Origin of the sequence: Povalibacter uvarum, assembly GCF_014202975.1 — a bacterium.
GTDB classification, from domain to species: domain Bacteria; phylum Pseudomonadota; class Gammaproteobacteria; order Steroidobacterales; family Steroidobacteraceae; genus Steroidobacter; species Steroidobacter uvarum.
The window spans coordinates 561572-578342 of the sequence record NZ_JACHHZ010000002.1 but is presented as its reverse complement, the minus strand read 5'-3'; the positions used below and the strand labels follow the sequence as shown (position 1 = coordinate 578342).

Annotated in this window: 12 protein-coding genes; 4 read left to right on the top strand and 8 right to left on the bottom strand. The window is 63.4% G+C overall.

Going from position 1 to position 16771, the window contains the following annotated elements; genetic code table 11:
* The first annotated feature begins 59 nt into the window (after positions 1 to 59).
* The 4 genes from HNQ60_RS28070 to HNQ60_RS08770 all read left to right on the top strand — a co-directional run bounded on the left by HNQ60_RS28070 (position 60) and on the right by HNQ60_RS08770 (position 8748).
* The gene (locus HNQ60_RS28070) at positions 60 to 1049 is read left to right on the top strand and encodes a hypothetical protein (protein WP_184330758.1); all 990 of its coding nucleotides are present in this window, start codon (positions 60 to 62) and stop codon (positions 1047 to 1049) included.
* A gap of 14 nt (positions 1050 to 1063) precedes the next feature.
* Complete coding sequence (locus tag HNQ60_RS08780) at positions 1064 to 1579, top strand: DUF11 domain-containing protein (protein ID WP_184330756.1); 516 nt, start codon at positions 1064 to 1066, stop codon at positions 1577 to 1579.
* 99 nt (positions 1580 to 1678) lie between these two features.
* Entirely contained in the window at positions 1679 to 2719 is a 1041-nt protein-coding gene (locus tag HNQ60_RS08775; RefSeq protein WP_184330754.1) for a DUF11 domain-containing protein, read from the top strand.
* Between the two features lie 155 nt (positions 2720 to 2874).
* Positions 2875 to 8748: an OmpA family protein gene (locus HNQ60_RS08770; RefSeq protein WP_184330752.1), complete on the top strand. Its 5874-nt coding sequence runs from the start codon at positions 2875 to 2877 to the stop codon at positions 8746 to 8748.
* 2 nt (positions 8749 to 8750) lie between these two features.
* On the opposite strand, the gene HNQ60_RS08765 is transcribed toward HNQ60_RS08770, so the two are convergent.
* The 8 genes from HNQ60_RS08765 to HNQ60_RS08730 all read right to left on the bottom strand — a co-directional run bounded on the left by HNQ60_RS08765 (position 8751) and on the right by HNQ60_RS08730 (position 16767).
* Positions 8751 to 8909: a XapX domain-containing protein gene (locus tag HNQ60_RS08765; protein ID WP_184330750.1), complete on the bottom strand. Its 159-nt coding sequence runs from the start codon at positions 8907 to 8909 to the stop codon at positions 8751 to 8753.
* A complete protein-coding gene (locus HNQ60_RS08760; protein WP_184330748.1) occupies positions 8906 to 9115 on the bottom strand; it encodes a DUF1427 family protein in 210 nt (69 codons plus the stop codon). Before HNQ60_RS08760 ends, HNQ60_RS08765 begins: the two co-directional genes overlap by 4 nt.
* A gap of 12 nt (positions 9116 to 9127) precedes the next feature.
* Entirely contained in the window at positions 9128 to 11011 is a 1884-nt protein-coding gene (locus tag HNQ60_RS08755) for an amidohydrolase (RefSeq protein ID WP_184330746.1), read from the bottom strand.
* Between the two features lie 20 nt (positions 11012 to 11031).
* Positions 11032 to 11736: a hydrolase gene (locus HNQ60_RS08750; protein ID WP_184330744.1), complete on the bottom strand. Its 705-nt coding sequence runs from the start codon at positions 11734 to 11736 to the stop codon at positions 11032 to 11034.
* Between the two features lie 116 nt (positions 11737 to 11852).
* Positions 11853 to 12698, bottom strand: coding sequence for a hypothetical protein (locus HNQ60_RS08745; RefSeq protein ID WP_184330742.1), 846 nt, complete (start codon positions 12696 to 12698; stop codon positions 11853 to 11855).
* A 286-nt stretch (positions 12699 to 12984) separates the two neighbouring features.
* Entirely contained in the window at positions 12985 to 14235 is a 1251-nt protein-coding gene (locus tag HNQ60_RS08740) for a lipase family alpha/beta hydrolase (RefSeq protein WP_184330740.1), read from the bottom strand.
* 201 nt (positions 14236 to 14436) lie between these two features.
* On the bottom strand, positions 14437 to 16032 hold the full coding sequence (locus tag HNQ60_RS08735; protein WP_184330738.1) for a choice-of-anchor I family protein: 1596 nt from the start codon (positions 16030 to 16032) through the stop codon (positions 14437 to 14439).
* A 300-nt stretch (positions 16033 to 16332) separates the two neighbouring features.
* Positions 16333 to 16767 carry a copper chaperone PCu(A)C gene (locus tag HNQ60_RS08730; protein ID WP_184330736.1) on the bottom strand — a complete coding sequence of 145 codons (435 nt, stop codon included), beginning with the start codon at positions 16765 to 16767 and terminating at the stop codon, positions 16333 to 16335.
* Positions 16768 to 16771 lie beyond the last annotated feature (4 nt).

Genomic DNA, 16771 nt, shown 5'->3' with positions numbered 1-16771 from the left:
AACGGAAGAAGCCATCGAATCGTCGCCTCCGGCCGATCCGGCTAGTGGGGAGGATTCTGGTGGTTCATTCGCGATGGTCGTGGTTGTTCGCTGGGCTGCTCGTTGCGGTGTTCATCGCCGCTCCGGCTGCCGTGCGCGCAGCTGGCACCAACGCCGGCACCAGCATCCAGGGCACAGCGCAGGCCACCTACACGTTTGGCGGTCCGACGCTGACCGCGACATCCAACACGGTCACGGTGATCGTCGCTGAGATTCTCGATGTCGTCGTGACAGTCAGCGGGACGACTCCGGTGTCCGCCGGGGAGACCCGCCGGGGACTGGTCTTCACGATCACGAACACCGGCAACGGCACGGAGACGTTCGATCTCGGTGCGATGAGCGCCGGCATCGTGGGCGACGACTTCGATCCGACGCTCGTCGACATCTACTTCGATACCGATGCGAGCAACGACCTGTCGCCTCCCGACACGCTCTACGTCGCCGGCAGCAATGACCCGGCACTCGCGCCTGATACCGCCGTTCGCGTGCTGGTGATCAACGACATTCCCGCAAACGTCGCGAACACAGCGCGCGGCCGAAGCCAGCTCACTGCACGTGCGCGTACCGGTACGGGAACACCAGGATCGCTGTTCGCGACGCAAGGAGATGGCGGCGTCGATGCACTCGTCGGTACGAGCGGGGCACAAGGCATCGTGTTCGGCGAATACGTTGCCGCGAGAATGCAGGTCGCCGCCGTCAAGACGCAGACCATCGTCGATCCGGCAGGAGGCTCGCGCCCAGTAGCGGGGGCGCGCATCGACTACCAGATCGTCGTCAGCGTGAACGGCAGCGGCACCGCGCCAGACGCAATCTTCAGCGACACCATTCCCGCGTACACGACGTACGTGCCGGGAACGCTCGCACTCAACAGTACCGTGCTCAGCGACATCGCGGACGGCGATGTCGGTGAGTTCGTTTCGGCACCGGATTCACAGGTGCGCATCCACCTCGGCGATCTCACCCAGGCGTCTGGGCCGCAGACGATTCGGTTCGCCGTGACGATCAATTGAAGAGGAGAAACGAGATGAAGAGCAGAGCTACGAGCGACGAACGGCGAGCCGTGAGCCAGAAGGGACTGATGGCGGCCGTCACGCTGGGGTTGTGTCTGTCGGCGTCGGCCAGGGCGCAGAACTGCATCGAGCTCACGACGACCGCGGAGAGCGAGCAGCAGTACGTCAACGAGCAGGGGAAGAAGGCGACGCGTCTCGTACCGCTCGACAAGCCGGTGCCGGGCAGTGAAGTCGTCTGGACCATCACGGCGAAGAACACGTGCGCGAAAGCGGTTGAGCACGTCGTTATCGCGAACCCCGTGCCTGAGCACATGACCTATGTCGCCAGCTCGGCGATGGGAACGGGCACCGATATCACTTACTCGGTCGACGGCAAGGAATTCAAGGCTGCCGCTGCGCTCACGTCGACTCACGACGGCGCGGTGCAACCCGCGAAGCCTGACGAGTACCGCGCGGTTCGCTGGAGCTACGCCGCGTCATTCGCGCCGGGCTCGACGGCCTTCGTTCGCTATCGCGCGCGCGTCGACTGATCGATTCGAAATCGCGCAGTGCATATCGGGCAGGGATGCAGTGCGCGCACGGGTTTCCACTTGCCGATCGTGTGTATTTCATCAACGAGGAGATCTCCAATGACGATTGCCAGGCACCTGAAACAGGCCAGCCTCGCACTGTTGATGCTGTCATCGCTGGGCGTGCTGCAGAGCGCGTATGCCGTCGGAACAACCGCGGGTACGTCGATCAGCAACACGGCGACGGTGAACTACAGTGTGGGTGGCGTGGCGCAGACGGCGATCACGAGTGCGCCTGTCGCGTTCGTCGTCGATAACCGCGTCGACCTGACGGTGACGACGACGAACACGGCAGCCGTGATCGCGAATCCCGGTCAGACCGCGGTGGTGACCACGTTCACAGTCACGAACACCGGTAACGCGATTCAGAGCTACCGGCTCACGGCGACTGACATCGCCACCGCTGTCTTCGGCAACAACGACACGCTGAACGGACTCACGCTGTCGACAGCTGTCGATGCCAACGGCAACGGCACGTACGAGGCGGGAACCGACGTCATCGGCAATCTCGGCGATATCGCGCCAGCCGCTTCGCCGACGCCGGTCCGTGTATTCGTCCTCGCGACGGTCCCGCTCAGCGCGACGAATGGCCAGTTCGCGAGCGTGCGATTGCAGGTGCAGGCCGCTGCCGCTGGTAGCGCCGGCGCCACGCTGCTGACGGAAACGAGCGGTGCTGACACAGCCGGTGTCGACATCGTGTTCGCTGATGCGGGTCGCGATGCTTCCGAACTCGCCGACAGCCAGTACACGGTCGAGTCGGCGTCGCTGACCGTCACGAAGACGGTGAGCGTCATCTCCGATCCGTTCAACAACACGACGAATCCGAAAGCGATTCCGGGCGCGGTCGTCGAGTACACGATCACCGTCAACAACGGCGGCACCGTGGCTGCGACGGATGTGGCGGTGACGGATTCGATCCCGGCGAATACGGCATATGTCGCAGGCTCGATGCTTCGCAACGGCTCCGGCGTGACGGATTCGTCGAGTGATGGCGACAACGCATCGGCAACGGGAACGCCTGTCAGCAGCATCGCTGTGACGATTCCGAGCGTAGCGCCGGCCGGCAGCGCGAATGTTCGGTTCCGCGTCACGGTGCAGTAAGGACGCTGGCGCCGACATGCGTAACCTTCGTCACTGCGCAGCGAGCTCCGGAACGTGAGCTGATGCGCAGTTCGTCATACGAAGCTCCGACACACGACGCGGGCGGGACGGTGAATAGCCGTCCCGCCCTCGGCGCGTTTGCGGGGACTTCTCCTGTGGGTCCGACTTCAGTCGGACGTCAGCGAAGCATCGCCTGCGGCGATAACGTCCGGCTGAAGCCGGACCCACAGCGGACGAGGAATTTCGATTCCTTCTGGCTGGAGCCGCTGATCGCGGCTGCGTTTCTCTTTTGGCTGCCGCAGGCCCTCGCCCAGACACCCGCCGGCACTACGATCCAGAACATTGCCACCGTGACCTACGGCGATGCCGCGAACCGCTCGTCCATCGCGAGCAATGCGGTGAGCGCCGTCATCACGCCAGCTGCGTCCGTCTCCGCTCTGTCTATTCTTCGCGCCGGAACGATGGGATCGGGCACGGCCACCCAGGTTTATGCAACGCAATGTCAGTCTTCGAGCGGCATGCAGTTGCTCGCACCGCCGGAATCTTCTTCCGGCGATCCTATCGATCTTTCGCAACCGATCGCGTTGATCGGCACGTCGTCGCTTCACGGCGGTGAAGCCGCCTTCCTGCAGCTCGCCGACGCGGATCAGAATCGCGATGCTGTCGCAGTCGATATCGCGGAGCTGCGCGTGTCGACCCCGGGCGGCGACGCCGAAATCCTGCGCTTATCCGAAACGGGCGCGAACACCGGCGTCTTCGCCGGCTACATTCAGACTCGCACGGGCACGGCCACTGCGGGCAATTGCTCTCTGGAAGTCGCACGCAACACCTCCATTCGCTCCATCTATGTCGATCCTGTCGATGCCCGAGACACGAGCAACGCGAGCGCGCTGGTCGATCCTTACGGTCTCGTGTTCGACTCCAGCACCGGTGCAGCGATCGACGGTGCTCGTGTGCGACTCGTCGATGCATCGAGCGGTACGCTTGCGACGGTGTATGGCGATGATGGAGTCAGCCGCTACCCCGCCGAGATGGTGACGGGCGAGGCCGTGACCGATGCCGGCGGCACCCTGTACACGATGCCCGCGGGAACGTTCCGCTTTCCGTTGATTGCGCCTGGCACCTATCGAATCGAAGTCGATGCGCCTGCCGGCCATGCCTTCCCGAGTGCACTCAGCATTGCCGACCTTGCCGGGACGCCCGGTGGGCCGTATCGATTGCAGGATGGCTCGTTCGGCCGCGTCTTCACCGTGAACGCGGGTCCCACGGTAGCCATCGATGTCCCTGTCGATCCCGCTGCCACTCAGCTCTTCATGCGCAAGAGCACGACGACAACAGTCGCGGCCGTGGGTGACTTCGTCCAGTACACGCTCGTTGCCGAGAACACGTCTAGCAACGCAGCGATCGGCAGCGTCACCATTGTCGACCGCCTGCCTGCCGGCGCTCGCTATCGGACAGGCTCCACTCGCATCGGCGACGCTGTGGGTGCTGATCCGCTGATCTCACCGGATGGCCGCACGCTGACGTTCAGCCACGGCCGTCTCGGTGCGGGTCAGCGCGTCGAGATTCGCTACGTCGTAGAGGTCACAGTCGGCGCGAACGGCAAGCAGTTCGTGAACACGGCGCGCGCGAGCGGCCCCGACGGCATCTCGTCGAACGATGCGCAGGCAACGATCCAGCTTCGCGAAGAACTCTTCCGTGAACGGGCGATCCTGATGGGTCGCGTCGTCGAGGGCTCGTGCGGCGCGTCGATTCATCAGCAACCCGGCGTCGCGGGCGTCCGTGTCTATCTCGAAGACGGTCGCTACTCCGTGACGGACGCGGATGGCAAGTATCACTTCGAAGACGTCGCGCCGGGCTCGCACGTAGTTCAGCTCGATACGGTGACGGTGCCGTCAACGCATCTCACGCAGGTCTGCAGCGGCAACGTTCGACAGGCGGGCTCGGCGTACTCGCAGTTCGTCGATGTGCGCGGCGGAGCCTTGTGGCGCAGCGACTTCCTGCTTCAGCGCAAGCAACCGGCTAAGGGCGAAGTCATCCTGCGGTTCCAGACGTCGGTGATCGATCCCGCGACGCTGAGGCACACGGCGGCACTGCAGGCGACAGGTCCTGAAATCTCCAATTCGCGCGCGATGATCCTGATGCCCTCGGGACTCGCTTTCCTCCCTGGCAGTGCCCAGGTGAATGGCGCGCCGGCGGCCGATCCGTCGGTCACCGACGGTGTGCTCACATTCACTTTGCCGTCGCCGATCATCGCCCAGTCCGTTCTGGTGTTCGACACGACAGCCAATGCCGCGACGAGCGGTGCACTCACGGTGAAGGCGCTCGCGCGCTTCGATTCGCCATCGCAGGCAGGCCAGATGACGGCGGCGGTGGAGAACATTGCGTTGCGCGGCGACATGCTCTACGAGTCGGCTTCATACCGCTTCTCGCCGCGGTTCGATGTGCTGGATACGCAGATTCTGGCCAGCGATCGCGACCAGCTCGATCGCATCGTCGGGGAATGGCGCGGAGTGAGTCACCTCCGGCTGACGACCATCGGCCATACGGATTCCATGCTGATCGCGGCCCGAAGCCGTGTCGACTATCCGGACAATCATGCCCTTTCGCTCGCACGGGCCAGGGCGGTAGCGGACTACCTCACATCGCGTCTCGGTATCGATCCTTCGCGCGTTGCCGTCGAGGGTCGTGGCTCGGACGAGCCTCTGGCGGCTGGTCACGACGCGCAGAGCCTCGCACTCAATCGGCGTGTCGAGATCGCGATCGAGGGCCTGCGCGTGGTTGCGGCGGGTGGACTCTCGGTGCGTACTGCAAGTGCCGCATCGGCACCGGTCGCGACGGTTGGCGTCATCGAAGGAGTGACGGTGCCCGCCGAACCGAAGGCGACCGTCGAAGTGAAGCGCGGTGACATAGACGTCGAGCAGTTGCCGTCGGGAACGGACTGGGTCTGGCCGGTCGAGGGTGAAATTCCTGCGATCCCGAGCTTGCAGATCGCCATTCGCCACGCACCGGCGCAGCGCGTCGAGCTGTCCGTGAACGGCGCTGCGGTCAGCTCACTCAACTTCGACGGCGTGTCGACGAATCGCGAAGGAACGATCGCATTGAGTCGCTGGCGCGGCGTGGATCTGAAGGACGGTGACAATCGACTGGTCGCGCGTGTCCTGAATGAGCAGAACGAACAGGTTGCCGCTCTCCAACGCACGGTCCACTACGCCGGCGGCGCAGTACGTGCGGAGCTTGTCCGTGAAGCTTCGACACTGCTCGCCGATGGTCGCACCCGGCCTGTCATCGCGCTGCGAATGATCGATGCGTATGGGAAGCCGGCGCGACCTGGAACGCTGGGCGGCTGGCGCATCGATGAGCCCTACCGCTCGTGGTGGGAAGTCGAATCGCGCGATGACAACAAGATGGTCGCGGTGGGCACACGCGAACCGACCTTCAACGTCGATGCGGACGGCCTGGTCAGACTCGAGCTCGAGCCGACGACACAAGCAGGAACGGCGGTCGTCCGGTTGCGAATGAACGAGCGCCAGGAGCAGGAGATCCGTGTGTGGCTCGAACCGCGTGCGCGCGACTGGATCCTGGTCGGCATCGCCGAAGGCACGACGGCGTACAACACGATCAGTCAGAACATGCAGTCAGCGGTCGATGCCGGGCTCGAGGAGGGCTACGCCAACCAGGATCGCATCGCATTCTTCGCCAAGGGAGCGATCAAGGGCGAGTACCTGTTGACGCTGGCGTATGACTCGGAGCGCGACCACGACGAGTCCAAGGATCGCCTGCGCGGCACGGTAGAACCGGACCGCTTCTACACGCTCTACGCAGATGCGACTGAGCAGCGCTTCGAAGCCGCTACCGCGCAGAAGCTGTTTCTGAAGGTCGAGCGACGGCAGTTCGCCGCTCTGTTCGGCGACTTCACGACGTCGATGACCGTGACGGAGCTATCGCGCTACAACCGTACGTTCACCGGTCTGAAGGCCGAGCATGCGGGCGAGCGCTTCGGCTACACGGCCTTCGCCGCCGAATCAGAGCAGGGTTACGTCAGGGATGAGCTGCTGGGCGACGGAACCTCCGGTCTGTACAGGCTCTCCCGCCGGCCGTTGATCGTGAACAGTGACAAGATCCGGCTCGAAGTCCGCGATCGCTTCCGCAGTGAAGTGGTCGTCGAGTCGCGTGAGCTCACGCCGTACATCGACTACAGCGTCGACTATCTCAACGGCACGCTGTTCTTCAAGCAGCCTGTCCCGAGCCGCGACCCGAACTTCAATCCGGTCTACGTCATCGCGGAGTACGAAGTCCTGAGCGGCGGCGAATCGCAAGTCACGGGCGGCGGGCGCGCGTCCGTCAAGTTTGCCGGTGATCGCGTCGAAGTCGGCACGACGTACCTGCAGGAAGGCGCGACCGCCGGCGATACGCGTCTGGCTGGGACGGATCTGCGGTGGCGGATCGGCGAGGCGACCGAGCTGAAGGCAGAACTGGCTCGCAGCGAATCCGACGATCCCGCCGGAACGGCGGAGGCGACTGCCTATCTCACACAGCTCGAGCATGTGACGGAGCGGGTCGATGCGCGTGTTTACATACGCGAGCAGGAAGCCGGCTTCGGGCTCGGACAACAGATGCGCTCCGAAGACGGGACACGGAAGATCGGCGCTGATGCGCGCTATCGCGTTTCGGAGCACATGGCGCTCGAAGGCGAAACCTATCGACAGGAAGTGCTGGGAACGGGCGCGCAGCGCGAACTCGTCAGTGCCGAAGTTCGCCGCGAGATGGACGACTACACACTTGGCGTCGGTGCGCGGCACGTTGCCGATACCGGGCTCACCAACGGCGACACGGAATCGCAGCAGGCCTTCGTGAATGGCAGCGTCGATCTCTTCCGCGACCTGATCACGCTCCGTGCGTCCCAGGATGTGCCACTCGGAAGCAACTCCAGCGTCGATTTCCCGTCGCGTTCGCTGGTGGGAGTGGACTATCACTTCCGCGCGAGCACCACTTTCTTTGCAGAGTACGAACACGCAAACGGCGAGAATTTCGAATCCGACATGACGCGTGTCGGTGTGCGCACACGGCCCTGGCAGCGCGCACAGATTCAGTCGAGCATGAGCCAGCAGGCGACAGAGTACGGTCCGCGCGTGTTCGCCAACTTCGGCATCATGCAAGGCTGGAAGCTGAATGAGCGCTGGGACTTCGACTTCGGTATCGACCAGAGCCAGACGATTCGCGGCGCCGGGTTGGAGCCGTTCAACGTCAACGTGCCGATGGCATCAGGGACGCTCGCGAACGACTTCACCACGACGTTCGTCGGCGCCATGTATCGCAGCGAGTTCTGGACGTTCACCTCGCGGATCGAGAATCGGCGGTCCGACGAAGAGGATCGCCGTGTCCTGTCGAGTGGCTTCTATCGCGAGCCGCTCGCGGGCCATGCGTTCGCGCTGTCGGCCAACATGTTCGACAGCAGCTTCGCGACGGGCATGGACATGCTGGCCGGCGAAGTTCAGCTCGCCTGGGCGTATCGCCCCGCGACGAGCGCCTGGATCGTTCTCGATCGTCTCGACCTCAAGCATGACTCGCGCAGCGATCTGCTGGGTGAGTTCGAATCGGCACGCGTGATCAATAATCTGAATTCGAACTGGCAGATCGATGCGCGGACGCAACTCGGCCTGCAGCTCGGCGCGAGATACGTGCGCAGCACGTTCGATGATGAGCGATACGACGGGCTGTCGGGACTTTATGGCATCGACGCACGGCGCGATCTGACTGACCGGCTGGATGTTGGCTTCCACGGGACGCTGCTCAACTCGATGGACTCGGGTGTCAGCGACGTGTCGATGGGCGTCGATGTGGGCATCGTGATCGCACGCAACGTGTGGATCTCGGTTGGCTACAATTTCGACGGGTTCCGCGACGATGACTTCGAAGCGAGCAGATACACGGCGCAGGGCCCGTACATCAAGTTCCGCATGAAAGCGGATCAGGACACCTTCAAGGATCTGTCGCTGGATGCCTTGCGATCGGGTCGCAGCGAATAGCGCTATCGGGTCAGCAGCCAGTCGCAAACGAGAAAGCCGGCACTCATTGCGACGACAAGCAGCGCGCCGGGGATGCGGGGTGGCGCGGGGGCGGGAATGTCGAACCACCGGCACGCGGCACCGATAGCAAGACCCATGATCAGCCCGATCGCCTCACTCATGCCTGCTCACCGGTGGGGCCCCCACATAGGTCGCGGTGACTGGCGGCGCGCCGTGCGACCAGGCGATCGACGAGAACGTAGCCGGTGCTCATCGCAACGACGAGCGCTGCACCAATCAGCACGGGCGGCGCCGGCAGGGGCACGTCCGTCAATCGGCATACGACGCCGATGGCGAAGGCGAGAACGAATCCAGCGAGAATCTTCATGGTTCCTGGCCCTCAGAAGACGAAGCAGGCGCAACCCGCCGGTCCCCACGATCCAGCCGAGCCATTCACCTGATCGAAGGCACAGCGATGAGAGATTTGCGTGGTGCTGGCAATGGCTGGTGCTCCCAGCGTTTCGCGATGCCGATTCGGCGACCAATCCGGCGATGCGGGCGGCAGCCCGGGCGCAAGCGATCTGAAAGGTCCGTCACCGTGCACGATGCGACCGCCAACGACAGTCAGCACGGCGCTGATGCTCTTGATCGACTCGTCGGGCACGGTGAAGTAGTCGTCGGAGAGCACCGCGAGATCCGCGAACTGCCCCGGCACCAATCGACCCTTGCGACCGGATTCCGATGAGAACCAGGCACTGCCTTCGGTCCACAGTCGCAGGGCAGTTTCGCGATCGAGCCGGTTGCGTTCGTCGTAAAGCGCCAGGCCGCCGACGGTGCGCCCCGTGACCAGCCAGTACAGGGATACCCACGGGTTATAACTCGCCACGCGTGTCGCGTCGGTACCTGCACCGACCGGCACACCGGCTGCGAGCATCTGTCGCACTGGCGGAGATTGCGCTGCCTTCTCCGCGCCGTAGCGCTGCACGAAGGACTCGCCCTGGAATGCCATGCGATGCTGAATGGCGATGCCGCCGCCTAGAGCCTTGACCCGATCGATGTTGCGGGTGTCGATGGTCTCCGCGTGATCGATGATCCAGTTCAGGCCCGCCAGCGGCACCTCGCGATTGACTGCTTCGAACACGCCGAGGATGCGGGTGATCGATTCGTTGTACGTTGCGTGCATGCGAAACGGCCATCGCTGTTCCGCGAGAAAGCGCACCACGCGTGCCAGGTCCTGCTCCATCGACGCCGGCGGATCGGGTCGGGGTTCGAGGAAATCCTCGAAATCGGCTGCCGAGAACACCAGCATCTCGCCGGCGCCGTTGAAGCGGTAGAGATCGCTGCCCTGACCGGGCTTGATCATCTTCGACCAGGTCGTGAAGTCTTCCAGCTCGCGTTGCGGATGCTGCGTGAACAGGTTGTAGGCGATGCGCACCGTGAGCTGATCGTTCGCATTCAGTGCATCGATGACCCGATAGTCGTCCGGATAGCTCTGGAAGCCGCCGCCCGCATCGATGACGCTCGTGATCCCGAGGCGATTCAACTCCCGCAGGAAGTGACGAGTGGAATTGACCTGATCGTCGAAGCCCAGCCTCGGTCCCTTCGCCAGCGTCGAGTAGAGAATCGCGGCATTGGGTTTCGCGATGAGCAGCCCCGTTGGATTCCCGGACTTGTCGCGTTCGATCGAAGCGCCTGGCGGATCCGGCGTGTCCTTCGAATAGCCCACTGCGCGAAGCGCCGCCGCATTCAGGAGCGCACGATCGTAAAGGTGAAGTACGAAGACAGGCGTATCCGGCGCCGCCGCGTTGATCTCGGCGAGCGTCGGCATGCGCCGTTCAGCAAACTGGAACTGCGACCAGCCGCCGACGACCCGAACCCATTGCGGAGCCGGAGTACGGCGTGCCTGTTCCCGAAGCATCCGCAGCGCGTCGGCGAGCGACGCAACGCCATCCCAGCGCAACTCCATGTTGTAGTTGAGCCCCCCGCGAATGGGGTGCGTGTGACTGTCATTCAGTCCGGGAATCGCCCGGCGCCCTCGCAGGTCGATCACCCGGGTGGCCGGGCCTCGATGAGCGAGCACGTCCTTGTCGCTGCCGATCGCCTCGACGCGGCCATCGCGAATGGCAACAGCACTGACTTCCGGACGCGCCGGGTCCAGCGTCGTAACGCGTCCGCCATGGAGGATCAGGTCGCTCATGGATGGATCGATTGCCGATTCGCTGCGCACTGTCGCCAGGGCCAGCGCGCCGCCAAGCAAGTCACGCCGATTGAGTCGAGGGCCCATCGACAACTGCTGTTATCGATCTATTCGTGAGCGGCGGGCATGGGGACGATGTAGTCGGCGAACTTGGTTGCCGGTGCGCCGTGAACCATCGTGTACGCGTACTCGACACCGACGCCGTATGCGCCGCAATGATTCTTCACTATGTCCATCACGGCATCGTAAGTGCCGCGAGCGGCCCAGTCGCGCTGCCATTCCAGCATCACGGAGAGCGCGGTGACCGGTTTCGCGCCTGCCTGAACAATGCGCTTCATTGCATTCTCGTGAGAAAGGACGCTGACATCGCCGCAGCAGTCCTCGACGACGTAAACCTCATAGCCGTCGTGTAGTGCCTGAATCGTCGGCAGGGCGACACAGGTTTCAGTCCAGAGCCCCGCGAGAACGATCTTCTTGCGGCCCGTGTTTTCAATCGCACTCACGAAACCGCGATGGTCCCAGGCATTCATGGTCGAGCGCTCGATCGGCGCCTGGTCCGGAAACACCGCCTGGACCTGAGGCCACATCAGGCCGCTGAAACTCTTCGTCTCAACCGTCGACAGGACGACGGGAACATCGAACACGCGGGCAGACTTCGCGAGCACGAGATTGTTATTGATCACCGTCTGGCGATCGAAGTTGGCGACGCCGAACAGCATCTGCGGTTGCAGATCGATGATGGCAACGACGCAATTGTCCGGAGTCAGAAGGCCCTTCTCGCTTAGTTTCGGTCGGCCAGCGGTCTGCGACATGAACGTTCCTCAAGGGAGGCGGCGAATGCCGCACCGGCGGAACGTTACTTGTGGGGAGCCGCCGTGGATTGCGCGAGCGTGCTCGGACTGGTATCCGCGTGCGGATCTGCTGAGGACTACTGATTGCAGAGCGTCGCTGTGCCCGCAGTCTCGCGAGCGCCGAAGCTCCATAGCGTTTCGAGATCGAGCAGCAACTCGCCGGTAGCGGTACTCGCTGAATGGCGCCAGGCGACTACGTCAACGCGATCGCAGTTGGTGGAATATCCGTCGCGAACCAGGCTCGCAATGATGAGCGTGTGTGAGAGCGATGTCGTGGCGTTCGAGGTGCTGCTCTTGAGCACCGCATGACCGAAGTTGTTGTAGCTCGTGAACTGCCACAGATACTCACCCAGAGACTGCAGCTCATTCGCGGTGAGCGGGCGATGATTGAGTTGACCGGCCGAGCCTTCCGCAACGCGCAGGTTAGCGTTGGTGCGGTTCACGTACGTGCACTTGAAGACGCGTTCCCGCAAGGTGAGATCGGGCTCGCCGGCGCGCGAACGCCCAAACTCGAAGTATTTCGATGTGTCTTCAGTGACCACGAGGTCCGCGTACTGCGACGCGCTTTGCGCGTGAGCCTCGGACCAGGCGAGCGCTTCGTTCCAGTCATCAGTACACAACTCGTACTGCGGCTGCGACGCGACGAGCGACGCATCGATATCGGTGTTCTTCAGGTGAGCAGTGGAGACATGACCCGCGCCCGGTGCGTCTTCCTCGAAACCGACAGGTGTTCGCGGCGTTCCTGTGTAAAGCAACTGCGCGATCTGAAGGTCAGACTGCTCGACCGCACGGAGCGGCGGAGTGACAGTTGCCGGACTCGCAGGTGCAGCGTCGCCACCTCCGCCACCGCAACTGCTCAATAGCACTGTGGTCGCGAGCGCGACTGCGTGCGGGAGCAGGGATGTGGAGGGCGACCAGGACACGATTTCTCCTTGGCAACGATTCCGTCATTCCCACGCACGCGGGAATCCATGCCGGGCTTCGGATGGACTCCCGCTTTCGCGGGAGTGACGAGAAGGCAGCGCGCCCCGCTCACGCAAGGCTGACGGGGAAAACCCGAGGCGCTAAGCCAGATATCGTCCGGGGCTCCCCAGGCTTGAGCGCGGAATGAGCGGCTTCGTAATGCCGCTTTACTTAATCGAGCGAGGGCTCTTAGTGAGTGAATAGCCTGCGCATCAGGCATGGCCTTCTCTGACCAGTCACCATCCGCTATCCGCTATCCACTTCCTTCTTGAACTCCGGCGTGATCACCGGATCGAGAATGCGGCGTCGACTGTCGAGGGACAGCGTGTCCCATCGCACCTTTGTCACTGCCTCGCGACGCAGTTCCGCGTCGGTGACGCGGCGACCGGAATCGCGATCCGTGGCTGGCGCGCGATCCGTCAGGCGTGAGGTGCTGCCGGAGCGAAGGAGATCATCCACGGCGGCCAGGACGGAATTGTTGTTGGTCAGCCCGCCGTGATTCTCCTCGACGTACCAGGTCTGCGCTCCCCGCCATTGCGCGAGAGCGAGAGGAACTGTGCCATCACCATCCCGCCGGATCGTGTACTCGAACTGCGAATCGCGCAGGTCCGCCGCAACGACTGTTTCCTGATTCACGCCAGCGATGAGATAGCACCGATCATCCGCGGGTGCGAGCAATGCGCGAGCGGTGCGCGCATCGGCGAGCATCTGGGCGTTCGGCGCCAACTGATCGCGCGGCCAACGTGCGACGTCGAAGAAATCCTGATCGCCGTCCGGCAGCAGGTGATACAGGCCAGCAAGCGTGTGAAACACATCGCGCGCCAGCTCTTCGGCAGTGTGACGAAAATCCAGCGCGGCAATCTTGCGGACGGTCGGATAGACGGCGCGAAGTGCCTGCACTGGTGCGAACGATCCGCGGTTCGGTGCGCCGAGCTGGATCAGCTTCGCAATGCGCCGCGATTTGTCCTTGCGCAGCGCAGCCCGCGCGACGACCCCACCCATGCTGTGGGCAACGACGGACACAGGGCCCTTGAGCTTCTCGACGGTCGCCAGAAGCTCATCACCGAGCGTGAGCAGATCCTTGCGCCAGTCGAACGGGTGGAAGAGAGGCCTGAAGCCGGCGCTCTCGAGAGACAACTTCAGCTTGAGGTATCCCGGCAACATGACGCCGCTCGCGCGCATCGATTGAGAACCCGGCAGCGCGAGTTGCGACAGCAGGCCTTCGCCGATCGCTGCTGGATGCAGCCAGATCAGCGAGGCGGGCGATGCGCTCGAATCCTCCAGCCGCGAACCCATCACGCCGGGAAGTATGAGGACAGGATCGCCGTTGTCGTTGCGCCGGATCGCCGCGAGCCGCGCCAGCTGGCTCAACTCACGATAGGCGATGTCGCCGAAATATGCGGACAGCAATGCCGCATGGGCCCCGGTTCGCAGCAGGGCGACGATCTGTTCGTCGTGCAGGTCGCCGATGCTGGGCGGATTGGCGGGGTTCGGCATCGCAGGGCTCGGACGGAGAAGAGCCCTCTATATATAGGTGTCAGGCGGGACACGGCAAATCGGAAGGAAGCCAGCTGGCCGGCCGGCCGTTGGCCAACTAGCCAGAACGCCGGCCTTGTGGGTCCGGCTGAGCCGGACCCACAGTCAGAGTCGATCCTTAATCTCTCTCTGGCTGGCTGGCTAACAGCTAGCCAGCTTCTCTTACTTCCTCGCCAGTTCGTAAACCGTCGTCGATCCGCTGATCTCATTGCCGACGATCAGCAGCGGGCGGCCGGTCGGGCTGCAGTCCCACGGCACGAACGTCAGGCCTTCCGGTCCCAGGTCACCGGCTGCCGGATTCGAGGCAGCGCATTCGTCCTCGGCGTCGGTGATGCACACTGGCACGGTGAAGTCGCGGCGATTGACGTAGTCGACGAACGTGACATCGCGCGGATTGGTGATGTCATAGATCATGACGCCGCTGGTCCGCTCGAGTCCGACGAAGGCGTACGTGCGGCCCAGGTATTCGCCGATCGCCAGGCCTTCGGGTTCCGGACCCTTGTTGTCGCTGCGCGTGTCCGCGCTCGGCTGTTCCTCGTGATTGCTGTTGAAAGCGCCCGGCAGGAGGTTCGCGGTGATCGACTCGAAGTCGCTGCCGCTGTCGAACACCTGCTTGCCGTCGCTGCTCCAGATCGAGAAGGAGCGGCCGCCAGGAACGTAGAGCGCGTCGTAGTCGCCATCGCCGTCGGTGTCGCCCAGCGTGTTGGTGACGGTGAGACGGCCCAGCGCTGCATTCGCCTTGAGGGCCGATGCGTTCGGGAATGCCGTCGCATCGAGCTTCACCGCGCTCGCGCCAACGCGTACTTCTTCGTTGAACGTGTCGTAGGCGCGCGTGTCACCTTCGTTCGCGGTGACGAGATATGTCTTGCCCCGATAGCTGTACGAGTTGATGGCGTCGGGTGAATAGATGCCGAACACCGGCCAGTTCGCGATGGCGACGGCGCTGTCGCGATCGCTCGGATCGAGGCCGTTGCCGGGCAGGCTGTGATCCTTGTAGCCGAGCGGCAGGATCTTCGTCACGGTTGCGCGGGCGATATCGACGACGGCGACAGCATTCGCTTCCTGCAGCGTCACGTATGCCTTGCCGCCGGAAGTCGTGATGTATTCAGGCTCGACGTCCTGGGCTACGGTCGCGTTCGGGCCGTAGAGGCGAACGCCCGCGGCACGCAGTTCATCCGCCTTGTCGTTGAATGCATCGAACGTCGCATGACGGACAGTGGCGTGCTTGGCGCCGCGCTTGAGGTCGATGATGCTGACCGAGCCCGCCGGATCGACACTGTAGTCGGCGTTCGGTTCGCCTTCGTTGGCGACCAGGATGTAGCGGCCGGTCTCATCGAACGTGACCATGTCGGGCAACGCGCCGACAGGAACCGTGTTCAGCAGCTTGAGGTCCTTCGTTCGATAAAGGGCGACGAGGCCGTTGGCCTGCTTGTCGGCGGATTCGATTGCGACCGCCAGCACATCTCCATGAACTGCAACGCTGTTGGCGAAGCCGCCGAAGGCCGAGGCGTCGATCGCATCGATCTTGCGCAGATCATTCGGCTTCGAGCCATCGAGAACGTCGACGGTCACCGCCGCGGCGTTCACGACGAAGATGCGCTGTGTGTAGCCGTCCCAGGCAACGATTTCCGCAGCGCCCTCCGCAAAGATGCCGGACTCATAGGTATCGAGCGGCTTGAGCGTCAGTCCGTGTTCGCCAGACGCAGCCGCAGGGAGCGCACTGGCGCCGAGCGCCAGTGCGGACAGGAAAGCCTTCATGGAGATGCCCCTCGTAATGATTTTTCAAGCGAGGGCACGCTAGGGGCGGTGTGTGACGGAGCGATGACGGATAGATGACACGGAGAGAAGCGGTTGGCGGTTAGCGGTTGGCGGTTGGTTCGGAGGAAAAGGGAAGCCCATGTCATTCCCGCGAAAGCGGGAATCCATGTCTTCTCCGATGGATCCCCGCGTCCGCGGGGATGACAGAAACGCCCAGTGCGTTCGAGTCTTCCTGTGGGTCCGGCTTCAGCCGGACGTCATGCCGAAAGGCACGCTTCGCCGACAAGGATGACGGAATGGTTAATGCGCGGGTTCGCCCGGAGCCGTGACTTCGGCGGTTGCCGTCACGTCGCCCGCGTTCGCGAAATGAAAAGTCACATCCAGCGCGGCGCCAGGGGCAAGCGGCTCGCTCACGCCCATCAGCATCAGGTGCATGCCGCCGGGCTGGAGGCTTATGGCTTCGCCGCGCTTCAGGTCGAGTTGCCCGACCGGACGCATCCGCATCATGCCGCCTTCTTCGAACGTGTTATGGACTTCGGCAACGGCAGCGCGCGAAGAGGAGACTTTCAGCAGCGTGTCGTCCTTGTGCACGACGATCTTGGCGTACACCGCGATGGCGGCGGCGCCCGGTGGTGCCGCCGGGGACCAGGCATCCTTTACTTCGATACCGGACTGCGGCGATTGGGTACACGCCACCAGGGCGAGCATCGCAAAGCCGGCTAGCCACTTTCGCATCGAA

Excerpts from the sequence above, each read along its gene's own strand:
- HNQ60_RS08780 (WP_184330756.1), top strand. The coding sequence starts at position 1,064 with ATGAAGAGCAGAGCTACGAGCGACGAACGGCGAGCCGTGAGCCAGAAG.
- HNQ60_RS08775 (WP_184330754.1), top strand. The coding sequence starts at position 1,679 with ATGACGATTGCCAGGCACCTGAAACAGGCCAGCCTCGCACTGTTGATG.
- HNQ60_RS08765 (WP_184330750.1), bottom strand. The coding sequence starts at position 8,909 with ATGAGTGAGGCGATCGGGCTGATCATGGGTCTTGCTATCGGTGCCGCG.
- HNQ60_RS08760 (WP_184330748.1), bottom strand. The coding sequence starts at position 9,115 with ATGAAGATTCTCGCTGGATTCGTTCTCGCCTTCGCCATCGGCGTCGTA.
- HNQ60_RS08755 (WP_184330746.1), bottom strand. The coding sequence starts at position 11,011 with ATGGGCCCTCGACTCAATCGGCGTGACTTGCTTGGCGGCGCGCTGGCC.
- HNQ60_RS08750 (WP_184330744.1), bottom strand. The coding sequence starts at position 11,736 with ATGTCGCAGACCGCTGGCCGACCGAAACTAAGCGAGAAGGGCCTTCTG.
- HNQ60_RS08740 (WP_184330740.1), bottom strand. The coding sequence starts at position 14,235 with ATGCCGAACCCCGCCAATCCGCCCAGCATCGGCGACCTGCACGACGAA.
- HNQ60_RS08735 (WP_184330738.1), bottom strand. The coding sequence starts at position 16,032 with ATGAAGGCTTTCCTGTCCGCACTGGCGCTCGGCGCCAGTGCGCTCCCT.
- HNQ60_RS08730 (WP_184330736.1), bottom strand. The coding sequence starts at position 16,767 with ATGCGAAAGTGGCTAGCCGGCTTTGCGATGCTCGCCCTGGTGGCGTGT.